Source organism: Methyloversatilis discipulorum (assembly GCF_000385375.1).
GTDB classification, from domain to species: domain Bacteria; phylum Pseudomonadota; class Gammaproteobacteria; order Burkholderiales; family Rhodocyclaceae; genus Methyloversatilis; species Methyloversatilis discipulorum_A.
Genome location: NZ_ARVV01000001.1, coordinates 1,378,791 through 1,394,715 on the forward strand (window position 1 = coordinate 1,378,791; position 15,925 = coordinate 1,394,715).

General features: G+C 67.8%; 15 protein-coding genes and 1 tRNA gene. 9 read left to right on the plus strand and 7 right to left on the minus strand.

What is annotated here, in order from left to right; translation table 11 throughout:
• Positions 1-115: 115 nt before the first annotated feature.
• Complete coding sequence (locus tag METRZ18153_RS0106525; RefSeq protein ID WP_020163962.1) at positions 116-805, minus strand: Crp/Fnr family transcriptional regulator; 690 nt, start codon at positions 803-805, stop codon at positions 116-118.
• Between the two features lie 131 nt (positions 806-936).
• On the opposite strand from METRZ18153_RS0106525, the gene METRZ18153_RS0106530 reads away from it, so the two are divergent.
• A complete protein-coding gene (locus METRZ18153_RS0106530; RefSeq protein ID WP_020163963.1) occupies positions 937-1,761 on the plus strand; it encodes a quinoprotein dehydrogenase-associated SoxYZ-like carrier in 825 nt (274 codons plus the stop codon).
• 9 nt (positions 1,762-1,770) lie between these two features.
• Here the strand turns inward: METRZ18153_RS0106530 and METRZ18153_RS0106535 are convergent, their stop codons facing one another.
• A complete protein-coding gene (locus METRZ18153_RS0106535) occupies positions 1,771-1,962 on the minus strand; it encodes a YqaE/Pmp3 family membrane protein (protein ID WP_020163964.1) in 192 nt (63 codons plus the stop codon).
• Positions 1,963-2,098: 136 nt separating this feature from the next.
• Here METRZ18153_RS0106535 and METRZ18153_RS0106540 point away from each other — a divergent pair, with 136 nt between their 5' ends.
• Positions 2,099-4,300 (plus strand): RelA/SpoT family protein, encoded by a 2,202-nt coding sequence (locus tag METRZ18153_RS0106540; RefSeq protein WP_020163965.1) that lies wholly within the window; start codon positions 2,099-2,101, stop codon positions 4,298-4,300.
• Positions 4,301-4,326: 26 nt separating this feature from the next.
• Here the strand turns inward: METRZ18153_RS0106540 and METRZ18153_RS20380 are convergent, their stop codons facing one another.
• Positions 4,327-5,310, minus strand: a complete 984-nt coding sequence (locus METRZ18153_RS20380; protein WP_157257211.1) for a methyl-accepting chemotaxis protein — start codon at positions 5,308-5,310, stop codon at positions 4,327-4,329.
• Between the two features lie 19 nt (positions 5,311-5,329).
• Between METRZ18153_RS20380 and METRZ18153_RS20820 the strand changes: the two genes are divergently transcribed.
• Complete coding sequence (locus tag METRZ18153_RS20820) at positions 5,330-5,560, plus strand: hypothetical protein (RefSeq protein WP_157257212.1); 231 nt, start codon at positions 5,330-5,332, stop codon at positions 5,558-5,560.
• 163 nt (positions 5,561-5,723) lie between these two features.
• Here METRZ18153_RS20820 and METRZ18153_RS0106550 read toward each other — a convergent pair.
• Positions 5,724-5,798 (minus strand) — tRNA-Arg (locus tag METRZ18153_RS0106550).
• A 30-nt stretch (positions 5,799-5,828) separates the two neighbouring features.
• Positions 5,829-7,271: a glycosyltransferase family 39 protein gene (locus tag METRZ18153_RS0106555; RefSeq protein ID WP_020163967.1), complete on the minus strand. Its 1,443-nt coding sequence runs from the start codon at positions 7,269-7,271 to the stop codon at positions 5,829-5,831.
• Positions 7,272-7,357: 86 nt separating this feature from the next.
• Here METRZ18153_RS0106555 and METRZ18153_RS0106560 point away from each other — a divergent pair, with 86 nt between their 5' ends.
• The 4 genes from METRZ18153_RS0106560 to METRZ18153_RS0106575 all read left to right on the plus strand — a co-directional run bounded on the left by METRZ18153_RS0106560 (position 7,358) and on the right by METRZ18153_RS0106575 (position 12,579).
• Positions 7,358-8,362, plus strand: coding sequence for a glycosyltransferase family 2 protein (locus tag METRZ18153_RS0106560; RefSeq protein WP_020163968.1), 1,005 nt, complete (start codon positions 7,358-7,360; stop codon positions 8,360-8,362).
• A complete protein-coding gene (locus METRZ18153_RS0106565; protein WP_020163969.1) occupies positions 8,359-9,291 on the plus strand; it encodes a lysylphosphatidylglycerol synthase transmembrane domain-containing protein in 933 nt (310 codons plus the stop codon). Before METRZ18153_RS0106560 ends, METRZ18153_RS0106565 begins: the two co-directional genes overlap by 4 nt.
• Before the next feature lie 64 nt (positions 9,292-9,355).
• Complete coding sequence (locus METRZ18153_RS0106570) at positions 9,356-11,257, plus strand: ATP-binding cassette domain-containing protein (protein ID WP_029143600.1); 1,902 nt, start codon at positions 9,356-9,358, stop codon at positions 11,255-11,257.
• 188 nt (positions 11,258-11,445) lie between these two features.
• Positions 11,446-12,579 (plus strand): PEP-CTERM sorting domain-containing protein, encoded by a 1,134-nt coding sequence (locus METRZ18153_RS0106575; protein WP_020163971.1) that lies wholly within the window; start codon positions 11,446-11,448, stop codon positions 12,577-12,579.
• Between the two features lie 85 nt (positions 12,580-12,664).
• Here the strand turns inward: METRZ18153_RS0106575 and METRZ18153_RS0106580 are convergent, their stop codons facing one another.
• Positions 12,665-13,534, minus strand: coding sequence for an HDOD domain-containing protein (locus METRZ18153_RS0106580; RefSeq protein WP_020163972.1), 870 nt, complete (start codon positions 13,532-13,534; stop codon positions 12,665-12,667).
• Positions 13,535-13,650: 116 nt separating this feature from the next.
• Complete coding sequence (locus METRZ18153_RS0106585; RefSeq protein WP_020163973.1) at positions 13,651-13,860, minus strand: hypothetical protein; 210 nt, start codon at positions 13,858-13,860, stop codon at positions 13,651-13,653.
• Between the two features lie 115 nt (positions 13,861-13,975).
• Between METRZ18153_RS0106585 and earP the strand changes: the two genes are divergently transcribed.
• Complete coding sequence (gene earP / locus METRZ18153_RS0106590; RefSeq protein WP_020163974.1) at positions 13,976-15,106, plus strand: elongation factor P maturation arginine rhamnosyltransferase EarP; 1,131 nt, start codon at positions 13,976-13,978, stop codon at positions 15,104-15,106.
• A gap of 79 nt (positions 15,107-15,185) precedes the next feature.
• Entirely contained in the window at positions 15,186-15,743 is a 558-nt protein-coding gene (gene efp / locus METRZ18153_RS0106595; RefSeq protein WP_019918995.1) for an elongation factor P, read from the plus strand.
• Positions 15,744-15,925 lie beyond the last annotated feature (182 nt).

A 15,925-nucleotide genomic window follows, 5' to 3' on the forward strand; every position in this document is an offset into this window, starting at 1 on the left:
GGTTAACGCGCGGGCCGCCATGGTCAGACCGGGAATAGACCCGGTTTCGGGCGGCAATTTCTGCCGCCATGGCGCGAGGGCACGGACGCGCCTGTGGTACTTGAATCCGCTGCGCTCAGCCCTCGGCCGCCAGCGCCGTCAGTGCTTCGCGCTCGCGTACCTCGATGCGTCCGCGCGTCATCGCGATCCAGTTGCGCCGCTCCCACTGCTTCAGGATGCGGCCTACCGGTTCGCGCGTGCTGCCGAGGTCGGTGGCGATGCGGCTCTGCGTGTCTTCGAGCGCTGCGCCGTCGGTCGTGCGCGCGAGCAGCAGGTCGGCCAGGCGGGCGTCGAGGCGGCGGAATTTCAGTTCGTCGAGCAGGGCGATCATGTCCGACAGCAGCCGGCCGTAGTGTTCGAACACGAACTGGCGGAACACGTCCGAGGTGTTCAGCAGCTTGCGGAAGGTGGCGCCGGCGATCGCCACCTCGCGCAGGTCGGTTTCCGCCGTGCTGGCCGCCGGGTAGCGCGCCACGCCGAGCAGGCAGGAGGTGGTGAGCACGCAGGAGTCACCCGGACCGACGCGGTACAGCAGCACTTCGCGGCCATTGGCCGACAGCCGCTGTATGCGTGACCAGCCTTCGATGCGCAGGATGAAGTTGTTGCAGGCGTCGCCCTCGCGGTAGCCGGTCTCGCCCGCCGACAGCCGCACCTCTAAGCTGTTGGCGAGCAGTTCCTCGCGTGCCGCCGGTTCGAGGTCGGCGAGCCGCGGGAAGTGCGTAATCCAGTCGCGCCACTGGCCGGGCGCGCCGACGTATCGGCTCATGACTCCTCCGTCCATCTTTGTTGTTGTCGAGGGATGCTATCCCGTCGGTGCGCAGCGAATGTGACTAAGTCGCAGATCGCCGGCACGGCGGCGCGTTCAATCGCAGGCAAACGACAACGGAGGAGACCGCCATGTCCCTGAATTCCTTGCGCGCACTGTTGTGCGCCTGCGCAGCGCTGTGGCTGCTGCCGGCCGGTGCGGCCGACGAGCCTTCGTCCGATACCGAAGTCTGGCAGGGCGTGCGGGCCACGGTGTTTGCCGGGCGCGAAATCGTCGAATCGAACGAGGTGATCGAGATCGAGGCGCCCTTCCGTGCCGAGGACGCCGCGGTGGTGCCGGTGGCGCTGCGTGCGCGGATCGACCAGACGCCCGAGCGGCACATCCGCAAGCTGTGGCTCATCATCGACGGCAACCCGACGCCGGTGGCCGCAGCGATCACGCTGAGCCCGGAGGCGGGGCGCGCCGACATCGAAACCCGCGTCCGCGTCGAGCAATACACCTGGATGCGCGCGGTGGCCGAAACCAGCGACGGCAAGCTGCACGCGTCGAGCAAGTTCGTGCGCGCCTCCGGCGGCTGTTCGGCGCCGGCCGGCAAGGACTTCGAGGAAGCGATGGCGCGGCTGGGCAGGATGAAGCTCAAGGTCGAGAACGACGCCGGAAGTGCCGCGGCCGCGACGCTGATGGTGAGCCATCCCAACCTGAATGGCATGCAGATGGACCAGGTCACCCGCCACTTCACGCCGGCTCACTTCGTGCGCCGCATCGAAGTGAGCTACGCCGGCCGCACGCTGCTGACCGCCGACGTCGACTTCGCCTTGAGCGAGAACCCGCAGCTGCGCTTCCAGTTCAAGCCACAGGAAGGTGGCGAACTGCAGGCGAGGGTGATCGATTCGAAGGACCTCACCTTCACCCAGACCGTCGCCGTGAAGGGCAGCGCGCTCGCCAGTTCGAAGTAAGTCGGGCGCTCAGCGCCGGCTGAGCGCTTCCTCGATCTTCTTCTCGGTCTTGTACTGGCTCAGCGCATAGACCGCCCACAGCGCGGCCGGAATCCAGCCCAGCAGCGTGAGCTGCAGGATGAGACAGATGATGCCGGCCACCGGGCGGCCGATGGTGAAGAACACCATGAAGGGCAGGAAGATTGCGAGCAGCAGTCGCATGACGGACTCCCGGTTGAGCGAAGTGCGCTCAACGGTACAAGATTAAGCGGTCGAGTTGAAGCCCGCGTAAGCGCCCGGAACTGGCGATGCTGCTCCGCCGCAAGCGGCCTGTCAGCTAATCCGGGATAATCGCGGCATGGTATCCGTCGTTCATTCCCTCTCCAGCGCCGACGCGGCGCGCACCACACTCGAATTGCTGACCGACGGTCTGGGCGACGCCGAAGCGGACACGCTGCGCCGCGCCCACGACATGGTGACGCCGCTGTATGCCGAGCGCTGGCTCGGCACCGGCGAGCCGATGCACGAGCACGTGGTCGGCCAGGCGCTGATCTGCGCCTCGCTGCGGCTCGACCTCGAAACCCGGCTGGCGGCCTTGCTGTTTCCGCTGCACGAGGTGCAGGACGACGCCGGCGAACACATCGCGGCACATTACGGCCCGGCGGTCGCCGAACTGGTCGCCGGCCTGCAGCGTCTCGACAACCTGCGCCTGATCACCCGCGCCCACGCTTCGCAGAGCGTGACCGGCAACGACGCCGGCGGCGATCAGGCCGAGGTGCTGCGCAAGATGGTGCTGGCCATGGTGGCCGACGTGCGCGTGGTCATGCTGCGCCTCGCTTCGCGCGTGCAGAGCCTGCGCTGGCTCACCGCGCACCCGAACGACGACCGCCTCGACATGGCGCGCGAATCGCTCGACATCTATGCGCCGCTGGCCAACCGGCTGGGCGTCTGGCAGCTCAAGTGGGAACTGGAAGACCTGTCCTTCCGCTTCCTCGAACCCGACACCTACAAGCGCATCGCCAAGCAGCTCGACGAGAAGCGGGTCGAGCGCGAGGCCTTCATCGCCGACGCCATGGTGAAGCTGAAGGCCGAGCTGGAAGCGGCCGGCATCAAGGCCGAAATCCAGGGGCGGCCGAAGCACATCTACAGCATCTGGAACAAGATGCGGGCGAAGAAGCTGGAGTTTTCCGAGGTGTACGACGTGCGCGCGCTGCGCGTGCTGGTCGATTCGGTGCGCGACTGCTACGGCGCGCTCGGCATCGTGCACCAGCTCTGGCATCCGCTGCCGCGCGAATTCGACGATTACATCGCGCAGCCCAAGGGCAACAACTACCAGTCGCTGCACACCGCGGTGATCGCGCCGGATGGCCGTTCGCTCGAAGTGCAGATCCGCACCTGGGACATGCACCGCCACGCCGAGATGGGCGTGGCCGCGCACTGGCGCTACAAGGAAGGGTCAGGCCAGGACAAGGACTACGACGACAAGATCGCCTGGCTGCGGCAGCTGCTGTCCTGGCGCGACGAAATCGCCGATCACTCCGAGTGGGTGGAGCAGTTCAAGCGCGCCGCGCTCGACGACACCATCTACGTGCTGACGCCGCAGGGCAAGGTGATCGACCTGCCGCAGGGCGCGACCCCGGTCGACTTCGCCTACCGCCTGCACACCGACCTCGGCCACCGCTGCCGCGGTGCCCGCGTGAACGGCCAGCTGGTGCCACTGAACACGCCGCTCGACAACGGTCAGCGGGTCGAGATCATCGCCGCCAAGCAGGGCGGGCCGTCGCGCGACTGGCTGGTGCCGCAGCAGGGCTACATCACCACGCACAACGCGCGGGTGAAGGTGCGCCGCTGGTTCGCCCAGATCGAGGAAGGCGAAACGCTGGCCCAGGGCCGCGCATGGCTGGCGCGCGAACTGGCGCGCGAGGGCGCGTCGCAGACCAGCCTGGAAGAGCTGTCGAACAAGCTGGGCTACAACAGCGTCGATGCGATGCACATCGCCTGCGCGCACGGCGAGGTCGGTCCGCGCGCCATCCATGTCGCGCTGAAGGGCGAGGAGCCGCCGCCGGACGAGCCGGAAATCAAGCCGCGCGCGCCGCGCGCCACCGGCGAACGCGGTGTGCTGGTCGAGGGCGTCGGCAAGCTGCTGACCCAGCTCGGCCGCTGCTGCAAGCCGGCGCCGCCGGACCCGATCTCCGGCTTCGTCACCCGCGGCCGCGGCGTGGCCATCCACCGCAGCGACTGCCCGAACTACATCAATATGGTGGCGCGCAACCCGGAGCGGGTGATCGACGCGCAATGGGGCGAAGTGGCCGGCCGCGATCCGGACGCGCGCTTCGCCGCCGACATCCACGTCGAGGCGCACGACCGTCAGGGCCTGCTGCGCGACATTTCCGAAGTGCTGTCGCGCGAGAAGATCAACGTCACTGCGGTCAGCACGCAGTCCAAGGCGGGCATGGCGCGCATGAGCTTCACCGTCGAGATCGCCGGCGTCGGACAGATCCAGAAGGTGCTCGGACTGATCCGCGACGTCGACGGCGTGGTCGAGACGCGGCGCGGCTGATCGCCGGCGCGCCGACGACCCGTGCCCTAGAACAGTTCGACCTCGCCGGTGCTCATCGTGCCGCGCGGCCCGGATTGCAGGGTCATCGACCGCGCGGCCTCGCGCGCATCGGCCAGCAGGCGTGACAGCACCTCGTTGCGTTTCTCGACCCGGGCGATGCCGTCGCGCTGTTCGCGGTCGCGGTGCGCATCGAACACGCCATTCACGTAACGCGCCATCAGTTCGGTCTGCTCGCCGACCTTTGCCAGCAGCTGGCTCACCATGTCCTCAAACTGCATAGACACCATGCCCTGCATGACGGCCTCGTGGATCGCGGCCGACAGGCGGTTGATGCGGTCCGCCTGCTCTGCCGCGTGGCGGTTGATGTCCGACATCTGCTGCCACAGCTGGGCCGCGTGTGCTTCGGATTCGCGTGCCGCGCCGATGTCCGTGCTTGCCGACGCCGACACCGCGGCACCTGCTTCGCTGATTGCCTCGTGCACATCACTCAGCAGAGTGCTGATTTCCTCGCTGAACTGTTCGGTCCGCTGAGCGAGCTTACGCACCTCGTCGGCGACGACGGCGAACCCCCGTCCTGCTTCGCCGGCCCGGGCGGCTTCGATCGCCGCGTTCAGCGCCAGCAGTTCGGTCTGGCGGTTGATCTGGTTGACCTGGCCGATCAGGCCACGCACTTCGTCGAGCTTGCCGCGCACGCCATCGAAACGCGCCGAGATCGCGGCGCTGCCTGCGCTGAGCGCCTCGACCGTCTGTACGAATCCGGACAGCGCCTCCTGCGTCTGCGCGGCGAACCGTCCGATCTCCTCGCGCCGGCTTGCCTGTTCCTCGTCCGTCGCGAGGAGGCGCAGTTCCTCGACCATGTCCCGAAGTTTCGAGCGGCCGTTGGTTTCCCGCAGGTTGGCCGCTGCACCGGCCACCACGTCCTGCGAGCGCGCCAGGGCCTCTCGCAGTCGCTCGAACTGCTCCTGGCTGCCGCCGGCGAGGGCCGCGCACAGGTCGTCGTACTGACTCACATTCCTGTCGATCTCCGCCATGCGCGCGCGCTGGTTTGCCGCAAAGCGCGCCCGCGCTCTGCTGCTCATCACCCGTGATGCGGCCAGGCTGGCAATCACCACGCCGATCAGTGCCGGGATCGTCCAGCCGGGGGGCTGGCTGAAGCTCAGGGCGGCGCAGCCCGCGCTGGCTGCGATCGCAATCCATGTCGCGATGTCGTCACCTCTCACACCCGTGTTCCTGCTCATTTCGCGCTTCCTTTCCGCATGATTTCTTGTTGTCCGATCTACGACCAAAGTGATATCGGAAAAGCCCCTCTGGCCTTTACGGTCTTTGTGTGAATTTTTCCCGGGAATGGTTCGGTACGGAGACCGGGAAGGAAAGCGTCGAGGGGAGCGAAAGGAGGGCGGGTCTTGCGGAGCGGGAGGAGGGCTGGCGGCCCCAACAGGAATCGAACCTGTACCTACCCCTTAGGAGGGGGTTGTTGTATCCATTCAACTATGGAGCCGCAGGGGCGCGATTGTAACCGCGCGCCGCGTCAGCGGACGAGGGTGTAGCGGTATTCGATCGGCGGGTGGCCGGGGTGGGCGTGGCGATAGCGCAGGCGGAGCAGGGCATAGTCGCCCGTGCCGGCGCGGTCGAACATCGCACGGCCCGCTTCGCCGCGGCCGATCAGCAAGTGCGCCCCCGGCTGCACCTGCGGCGCGGGTGCGTCGTCCTTCCAGACGACGACCTGCGCCTGCGGAAAGCGCACGCGCAGCACGCCGCCGAGCACCGGGTCGTGGGTGACGATGGGCGCGCGGCCGTCGTAGCTGGCGGTGCGCAGCGCAAGCGCCAGTTCGGCCGCGGGTTCGTTCAGTTCGTCCGGCCGGTTGCGCCAGCCGTCGAATACCGGCCGCATGCTGGCCATGAAGAGGTAGAGCAGCGCGAACACGATGAGCGTGCCGCGCAGCCAGTAAAGCCGCGAGTGCGTGCTCAGCTGCGGTCGGCAGCAGAAGAAGGCCAGCGGCGCCATGAACAGCAGCGGCTGCAGCCAGCGACCCTTGAAATGGGTGGCGCCGCCGACCACCACCAGCGCCAGCATCAGCAGTGCCAGCAGACCCAGGTAGCGGCCCCACAGGCGGCAGTGTGGCGATGCGGCGGTGGGCGCCCACGCGGCGCGGCCGAAGATCGCGGCGAAGGCAAGAGCGAGTGCGGCCAGTGTGGCCAGCGTGGCGCCGAGCAGGCTGCTCAGGCCGCGCACGACGCCGCCCGCCACGCCGCCCGCCACGCCGGGCACGGCGTCCAGCTTTTCCAGCGTGCGGGCGCTGGCCAGCTGCCAGTTGTCGAGCAGCCACAGCGCGTGCGGCGCGAGCACGACGAGCGCCAGCAGCGCCGCCGCGATCAGCCACGGGCTGCGCAGCATGGGCCGCGTGTCGCGCGACAGCAGTACCGCCAAGCCGAGTGCGGCCAGATAGACCGCGAAACTGTACTTGGACAGCAGGCCGAGCGCCGCGCACAGGCCGAGCGCGAGGTAGAGCAGCGGGCGCGGCTTCTCGATCAGTCGCACGACGACATAGAGCGTGGCGGCGGCGACGGCGGTGGCCAGCACCGAATGCGTCAGGTCGCGCTGCGATTCCCAGCCGATCTGCGGAATCAGCAGCATGGACGCCGCGGCGAGCAGCGCCAGCGGCGGCGCCATCAGCCGGCGCGCGGCCAGCCAGACGAAGGCGTAGGTCGATGCGAGCAGCGTGTTCTTCAGCAGCGACAGCGACAGCACCGACACGCCCGCCACCTGGAACACCGCCCACTGCAGCCATGTGTAGAGCGGCGGCTGCGTGCCATAGCCGGCGGCCAGCTGCTGGGTCCACAGCGCCTGCTCGGCCTCGTCCAGTTCGAGCGCGTCCGACACCAGCGTGCGAGCCACGATGTGGGCGCCGAAATAGAGCAGGAGCAGCAGCCACGGGGCGCGGTGCGACGGGGTGGAAGCAGGGGCGTTCATGGCGTCGCAGTGTCGCCGCACATCTTTAATTTGGCGTTAACCGCGGCGCTGCACGATGACGGCTCTTCATGCCGGATCGTCCGCCCATGCCCCAGGTTCTCGAATTCGCCCAGCCGGAGTTGCCGGCGCGCGCCACCGCCGAGGCGCCGGAGGTGTCCGTCGTCGTGCCGGTGTTCAACGAATTCGACAACCTCGGCGATCTGGTCGATCGCATCCACGCCGCACTCGCCCCGACCGGCCGCCGCTTCGAGCTGATCGTCGTCGACGACGGCTCGCGCGACGGCAGCGGCGCGCTGCTGACGCGGCTGGTGGCCGAACGCCCGTGGCTGCGGCCGGTGCTTCTGGTGCGCAACTACGGTCAGTCGAGCGCGCTGCAGGCCGGCTTCGACCGTGTGCGCGGTCGCTACGTCGTCACGCTCGACGGCGATCTGCAGAACGACCCGCTCGACATTCCGGCGATGCTCGACCGCCTCGACACGGATCCCGACGTCGACATGATTTCCGGCTGGCGCCAGCAGCGGCAGGACAAGGCGCTGTCGCGCCGCCTGCCGTCGCTCATCGCCAACAAGCTCATTTCCGCCTCGACCGGCGTGCATCTGCACGACTACGGCTGTGCGCTGAAGGCCTACCGGCGGGACATCATCGACCGCATCCGGCTGTACGGCGAACTGCACCGCTTCATCCCGTCGCTGGCGCGCGACGCCGGTGCGCGCATCGCCGAAGTGCCGGTGCGTCACCACGCGCGCACGCGCGGCGTGTCGAAGTACGGCATCGACCGCACCTTCCGCGTCATCCTCGACCTGGTGCTGATCGTCTTTTTCATGCGCTACCGCCAGCGTCCGCTGCACGCATTTGGGGCGCTCGGCCTGTGGCTCGCCATACCCGGTGCCGCCGTCCTCGGCTGGATGGGGCTGCTCAAGCTGTTCGGCCACGACATCGCCGGCCGGCCGCTGCTGATGGCCGGCGTTATGCTGCTGCTGATGGGCGTGCAGCTCATCGTTGCCGGCCTGATCGGCGAACTGCTCATCCGCATCTATCACGAAGGCCGCGGCCGGCCGCAGTACCACGCGCAGGAGCCGGAGGCGCGATGACGCGCGGCGCCGCGCTGCGCCTCGCCGCAGCCGGCGCGCTGCTGGCTGCGGTCATCCACGTGGCGGAACCCGCTGCGCTGATCGCGACGCTGCGGCAAACCGACCGCGACTGGCTGCTGCTCGGCCTGGTCGCGGCGCTGCTGTCGAACGTCGCCTCCGCGCTGCGCTGGCGTGCGCTCACGGCCTGGCTCGGTGCGGCCGTCAGCCCCTCGTTCGCGCTGCTCGCCTACTTCCGTGCAATGGCGCTGAACGCACTGCTGCCGGGGGCCGTCGTCGGCGGCGATCTGTATCGCGCGCTGGCGCTGCGTCAGGCCGGTCTGCCGACACTCGACGCCGGCCTGTCGGTGCTGCTGGACCGCGGCAGCGGCCTGTGGGTGCTGCTCGCACTCGGTGCCGGCGCATTGCCGTTCGCTGCATCCTCCATCGCACTCCCATTGCCGCTGCCGGCTGTCTGGATCGACCTGTCGTGCGCGGTGGCGGCCGTGCTGCTGCTGACTGCGCCACTGCTGCTGATCGCGCTGCCGATCAACGACGGTCGCACATTTGCCGTGCTGGCGCGCGTGCAGTCGCGATTGCGGCGTCCGCGGGTGCTGCCGCAGTACGCGCTGCAGATGGGCGCTTCGCTCGTCGTGCAGGCGCTGTCCATCGCGGCGCTCGCCTGCGGCGGCCGGGCGCTCGGGCTCGACCTGTCGCCGGCCGTGTGGGCGACGGTGGCGGCGCCGATCTTCCTGATGGCGGCGTTGCCGGTCAGCGTCGGCGGCTGGGGTACGCGCGAAGCGGCGGCGGCGGCGGTGCTCGCGGCCTTCGGCGTGCCGGCCGCGCAGGCGGTCGCCGTGGCGCTGATCTACGGCGTGTTCGGTCTGCTGCAGGCGGCACTCGGTGGCCTGCTGTTCGCCTGCCGGCCGCAAGCGGTGGCGCGCGCCGGCTGAGTCGCCGCCAGGGCAGGGCGTATACTGCGCGCCCGCCTCCGAACCGCCCCGCACGCCGCCCACCATGCCGCTGATCACCCTCGACAATGCCTGCCTCGCCTTCGGCGACCTGCCGCTGCTGGACCACACCGCGCTGGTGGTCGAACCGGGCGAGCGGCTGGCGCTGATCGGTCGCAACGGCACCGGCAAGTCCAGCCTGCTCAAGATTCTCGCTGGCGACGCGGCGCTGGACGACGGCACGGTCTGGCGCCAGCCCGGCACGAAGATCGCCTACGTCGCGCAGGAGCCCCAGTTCGCTGCCGGCGCCCGCGTGTTCGACGCGATCGCGCAGGGTCTGGGCGAACTGTCACAACTGCTGATCGATTACCACGACGTGGCCGAAGCGGTCGCCCACGGCGACGAGAGCAAGCTCGACCGCATGGCCGAACTGCAGGACGCGCTGGAACATCACCAGGCCTGGCGTTTCGAGCAGCGCATCGAACAGGCGCTGGTCCGGCTCAACCTGCCGGGCGACGCCACCGTCGAATCGCTGTCGGGCGGCATGCTCAAACGGGTGGCGCTGGCGCGCGCACTGGTCGCAGAGCCGGACATGCTGCTGCTGGACGAACCGACCAACCATCTCGACCTCGACGGCATCGCGTGGCTGGAAGCGTTGCTCAACGACTTCCGCGGCGCCAGCCTGGTCATCACCCACGACCGCCGCTTCCTCGACAGCTTCGCCACCCGCATCATCGAACTGGACCGCGGCCTGCTGCGCAGCTACCCCGGCCGCTACGCGCAGTACGTGGCGCGCAAGGCCGACGAACTGGCGGCCGAGGCGCTGGAATCGGCGCGCGCCGACAAGCTGCTGGCGCAGGAGGAGGTGTGGATACGCAAGGGCGTCGAGGCGCGGCGTACGCGCGCGCAGTTCCGTGTAAAGCGGCTCGACGAACTGCGCGCCCGGCGCGAGGCGCGGCGTGAGCAGATGGGCCGCGCCCGGATCGGACTGGACCGCGGCGAAGCGTCCGGTGAACTGGTGGCGGAACTGGAGGGCGTCAGCAAGCGCTTCGGCGACCGCCCCATCGTGCGCGACTTCTCGACCCGCATCGTGCGCGGCGACAAGGTGGGCCTGATCGGCCCCAATGGCGCCGGCAAGACCACGCTGCTCAAGCTCATCCTCGGCCAGCTGGAGCCGGACGAAGGCCGCGTGCGTACCGGCAGCCGCATCCAGGTCGCCTACTTCGACCAGTTCCGCACCCAGCTCGACGAGTCGGCCACGCTGGCCGAGGTGATCAGTCCGGGTTCGGACTTCGTCGAGATCGGTGGCAAGCGCACGCACGTGATCGGCTATCTCGGCGACTTCCTGTTCCCGCCGCAGCGCGCGCGCGCAAAGGTCGAGTCGCTGTCGGGCGGCGAGCGCAACCGGCTGCTGCTGGCCCGTCTGTTCGCGCGCCCGGCCAACGTGCTGGTGCTGGACGAACCGACCAACGACCTCGACATGGAAACGCTGGACCTGCTCGAACAGCTGCTGCAGGACTACGACGGCACCGTGCTGCTGGTGTCGCACGACCGCGCCTTCCTCGATGCGGTGGTGACGCAGACCATCGCCTACGAAGGCGATGGCCGCTGGCGCGAATACGTTGGCGGCTACAGCGACTGGATCGCCCAGCGTCCGGCCGCTCCGGCGTCGCCGGCGGCTGCGCCGGCGAAATCAGCTCCGGTTGCTCCGGCGGCTGCGCCGGTCAAGGCCGACAGGCCGGCCGCCGCGCCGAAGAGCAAGCTCAGCTTCAAGGAGCAGAAGGAACTGGACAGCCTGCCCGACCGCATCGCTGCGCTGGAGGACGAACAGAGCACACTGACTGCAAGGCTGTCGAGCGGCGCGCTGGCTGGCCCCGAAGCGGCGGCCGTGTCGACCCGCCTGGGCGCTCTGGCGGCCGAAATCGACGCCGCCATGCTGCGCTGGGAAGAACTGGAATCGCGGCGCTGAGCCCGAATTCTGTCGGATTTATTTACAGCGCCAGGGCCGGCGAACGGTGCTATCCGGGATAGGTAAAAAACCTCATATATTTCAGTTTTGTGTAACCCCCTGTTTTTCTGGAATGTGACTTGCTACACGGCGGATGACAACTCGGGAAGATTTCCCTTGTGTCGTGACAAGAACCCAGGAGACAGATCATGGCTACCCCCTTCTGCAAGAAGGTTCGTCGCGCCGCACTTGCTGCGGTCCTTGCCGGCATGAGTGCCGCACACGCTGCTCCCACCGTCGATCTCGAGAACGTCGGTTGGGTCACCTACGGCGATGCCCGTTCATATTCGCTGCCGATTTCCGGTCTTGAAGTGATGGCCGGGCCGGGCCAGATCGACATCTTTACCAAGCTCGGTCTGGGCGCCAACGGCCAGACAAGCAATGGTACGCCCGGTGTCGACGACGCCTTCGATACCCCGCAGGCGAACACCACCGAAGGCTTTCGCACCACGGTCGCAAACGAACCCAACAGCCTGGCAGGTGTGCTCGACGGCAGCTGGGACCGTTCCGGCTGGTGGGATGCCAGCCTGTCGGCGCTCAATGCCGAACTGAACTTCGACGAGAACTCGATCGTGTTCTTCTTCGCCAACAACGAAATCGGCTCCGGCGAGGATCGCGCCAGTCTGGCGGCGTGGATGCGCGTCGAGGTGTCGCAGATCAGCACCGGCACCATCCTCGGTCGCTTCGACCTGAGCAATGACTTCGACCAGGACGGCGTGTCGGTCTACGGCGGTCTGCCCACCTTCGACGGCTCGGGTGGCTCCGGCATCATTCTCGGCGGCTCAGATCTGTACACCGCGCCCGGCGCGCTGACCGAAGCAGGTCGTGTCGAACCGGTGCTCGCCGATTTCGTGCGCTCCGGCGGTCCGGTCTGTCTGGCAACGGTGCCGGGCGGTGAAGTCATCGTCGATTGCGCCGGCCCCTACGACCGCAAGGTCGAGCACAACCTGGGCGGTGATCGCGCTGCCTACGCCATCGTGATGACCGAGCTCGACGCACTGATCGCCAGCCTGCTCGGCGGCGACCTGAGCGACTACGCGATCCATGTCGACTATCGCCTCGGCTGTGGCAGCGAGGACGGCTTCGGTACCGTGCGGGAAGCGCCGCGTCAGAACCAGGACGTCGGCAACTGTTTCGACCGGTACGCGCTGAACGGCGGTGACGAGAAGCTGTTCATCGGCACCCAGGCGCGTACGGACATCAATGTGCCCGAGCCCGGTTCGCTGGCGCTGATCGCCACGGCGCTGGCCGGGGTCGGCGCGCTGCGCCGCCGTCGCGGCTGATCGCGGCTTCTGCGGCACGCCGCACGTGAACGACAAAGGCCACCCGCGGGTGGCCTTTGTCGTTGTGGAGGCTTCAGGCGGGGCGTCAGTCTGCGTCCGGCGCGGCGTGATCGGGGAGCGTCGGCGGCGGCGAGCCGTCCATCGGCAGACCCAGGCGGCCGAGCAGCGTTTCGTGGCTGATCCGCAACAGCTCCTCGATGTCCTTGAAATCGTCCGGCAACGCCGGGTCGTCCCAGCCCTTGGCGCTGTGACGGGCCAGATTGACCGCGTACTGCACGTTGCGCACGCGCGGCGACGGGTGGGCGGAACCACCCATCAGTTCGACCAGCAGGGCGGGCAGTCGCCAGCTCTTGGCCAGCGCCACTTGCAGATCGTGCGAAGTGACGTTGAACACCACCTTCTGCGCGGCCGCCGTACGCATCGTCGGATTGGCGCGCAGCAGGTCGCGCAGCTTCAGCGACAGCTTCGGCGCGAACACCCAGCAGAGGATTTCCGCCACGTCGTGCAGCAGCGTGGCGACGGTGATCTCGTCGACGTCGATGTCGTGGCGCATCAGTGCCCACTCGCGCGCCCAGCCCGACGCCTTGCGCGCCCGCGCGATCACGCGCATGACGCCGAGCAGTGCCTGCTGATGATCGCGCAGGTGCTCTTCCAGCGTGGGCATCGACTCGAAATGATTGAAGAAGGGTGTGATGCCTATCATCATCAGTGCCCGCTCAATGGTCGTGATGTCGGTATGCTGGCTGCGGCCGCGCTTCGCTTCGATGAAGGCGAGCACGCGCAGCGTCATCAGCGGGTCATGCAGGATGACCTGGGCGATGGTGCGGGCACTGACCGTGTTTTCGGCCTCCCGCAACAGAGCCAGTTCGCGGGTGGTGCGGGCAAGTACCGGCAGGGGCTTGTCGCTCATGAAAGCGACCCAGCCCTCCAGGGTGGCGTTCGACGCGTCGCGCATGTGTCAGGTCCTGTGGACGATGACCTGTTAACGGCTCCGCACGCCGCCTACTGAAGAGGTGGCGCCATGAAGCTTGTGTCTGTCTGCAAGCTGCGCAGAGCGCTCATCGGCGAGCCTCAGCTCCCGTCGTCGTCCTCGTCGCCGTCGGCGTCCTGCCAGCTGTCGTTGTCGGCGTCACCATCGGCCTCGGCCACCATCGTCATCGCGTTGATCTGCGCGATTTGGTCAAGCAGGCTCGGCATGGCCGGAATGCGCTCGTCGGACTTCAGCGGACGGCGATGATGGCGAAAACCCAGTGTTTCGGACGTCGGGCGCGGCATGGACATGACGGGACTCCTGATACTGTTTGACGGTGGTTGATCGCTGCTGCTCTGCTGATTACGACGTTTGACTCGCGGACTTGAAGGCATGTCGCACCCTCTTTGTGAAGATTCCTCAACGATGCAGCACCTGCCACGCCCGGATTGCGATCTGTTCTGCCGCGTCGTCGACAACTTCGGCGATGCCGGCGTGTGCTGGCGCCTCGCTCGCACGCTGGCGCGCGAGCACGGCTGGACGGTAAGGCTTTGGATGGACGCGCCACAGGCGCTGGCGCGGATCAAGCCGCAGGGCGCCGACGAGCCGGGCGTCGAGGTGAGGCACTGGACCGATGAGCTGCCCGACTGCGAACCCGCACATTGCGTCATCGAAGCCTTCGCCTGCCATCTGCCGCCGGCCTTTGTCGCGGCGATGGCGGCGTTGGCGGCGCCGCCGCGCTGGATCAATCTCGAATACCTGACCGCCGAGGAATGGGCGGACGGCTGTCACGGCCTCGCCTCGCAGGACCCGGCGACCGGCCTGACCAAGCACTTTTTCTTCCCCGGTTTCAGCGCGCGCACCGGCGGCCTGTTGCGCGAGCGCGACCTGTTCGCCCGACGCGACGCGTGGCGCGCGGATGCCGCGCTGCAGCAGGCGACCTGGGCGCGTGTCGGCATGCGGCCACAGCCCGGAGCGCTTCAGGTGTCGCTGTTCAGCTATGAAAGCCCGTCGATGTCGCCCCTGGTCGACGCGCTGGCTGCACGCGCTCAGCCGACCCAGCTCTGGGTGCCTGAGGGCAGGGCGCTGATCGCGCTGGCCGGCGTGCTGGCGCGGCCGCTGGTCGCTGGCGACGAAGTGCGACGCGGCGCGCTGCGGATCTGCGCGCTGCCTTTCATGGACCAGGACGACTACGACGCACTGCTCTGGCACTGCGATCTGAACATCGTGCGCGGCGAGGATTCATTCGTCCGCGCGCAGTGGGCGGCCCGTCCGCTGCTGTGGCACATCTATCCGCAGGACGAGGGGGCGCATCTGACCAAGCTCGATGCCTTTCTCGACCGCTATTCGGCCGGCCTCGACCCGGCGCCGGCAGCACGCTTGCGCGCGCTGCATCACGGCTGGAGCGGCGGGGCGGTGATCGCACCGGCAGACTGGCTGGCGGCGCTTGCCGACCTGCCGCTGCTGACCGCGCACGCACGGGACTGGGCGACCCGGCTAGCGGCCGCAAGCGACCTCGCAACCCAGCTTGTGTTGTTTAATCAGACACCTATATAATGCCGGGTTTGCCGCGACGGGCGTTGCAACAGGGGTTGCAAAGGTTCGACTGGCGGCCTCAACCCCACAGGAACACTGCATGAAAACCGCTCAGGAACTGCGCGCCGGCAACGTCGTGAAAATTGGCAACGACGCCATGGTCGTACTCAAGGCCGAATACAACAAGTCGGGCCGCAACGCCGCCGTCGTCAAGATGAAGATGAAGAACCTGCTGACCGGCTCCGGTCAGGAGACGGTCTACAAGGCCGACGACAAGTTCGACGTGGTCATCCTGGAGCGTCGCGAAGTCACCTACTCGTACTTCGCCGATCCGCTCTACACCTTCATGGATGCCGACTACAACCAGTACGAAGTCGAAGCCGAGAACATGGGCGACGCGCTGAACTACATCGAAGACGGCATGGCCTGCGAAGTCGTGTTCTACGAAGGTCGCGCCATTTCGGTCGAACTGCCGAACTCGGTCGTGCGTGAAATCATTTACACCGAGCCGGGCGTCAAGGGCGACACCTCGGGCAAGGTGCTCAAGCCGGCCAAGATCAACACCGGCTACGAAGTGGCGGTGCCGCTGTTCTGCGATATCGGCGACAAGATCGAAATCGACACCCGCACCGGCGAGTACAAGAACCGCGTGAAGTAAGCAGCCCGATCCGACCGCGCGCTCGGGCGGTCGGCGGACGAAAGAGGCCCTGCCATCGTGCAGGGCTTTTTTTTTGCCCGGCGTCGCTGTCTTGCATGAGCGGGTCGGCGACCGCGACAGCGGCCTGACTTCAAGCCCGCAGGCCGCAGCCGCCGCGGCCGGGCTTTTGTGGGAGCGAGCTT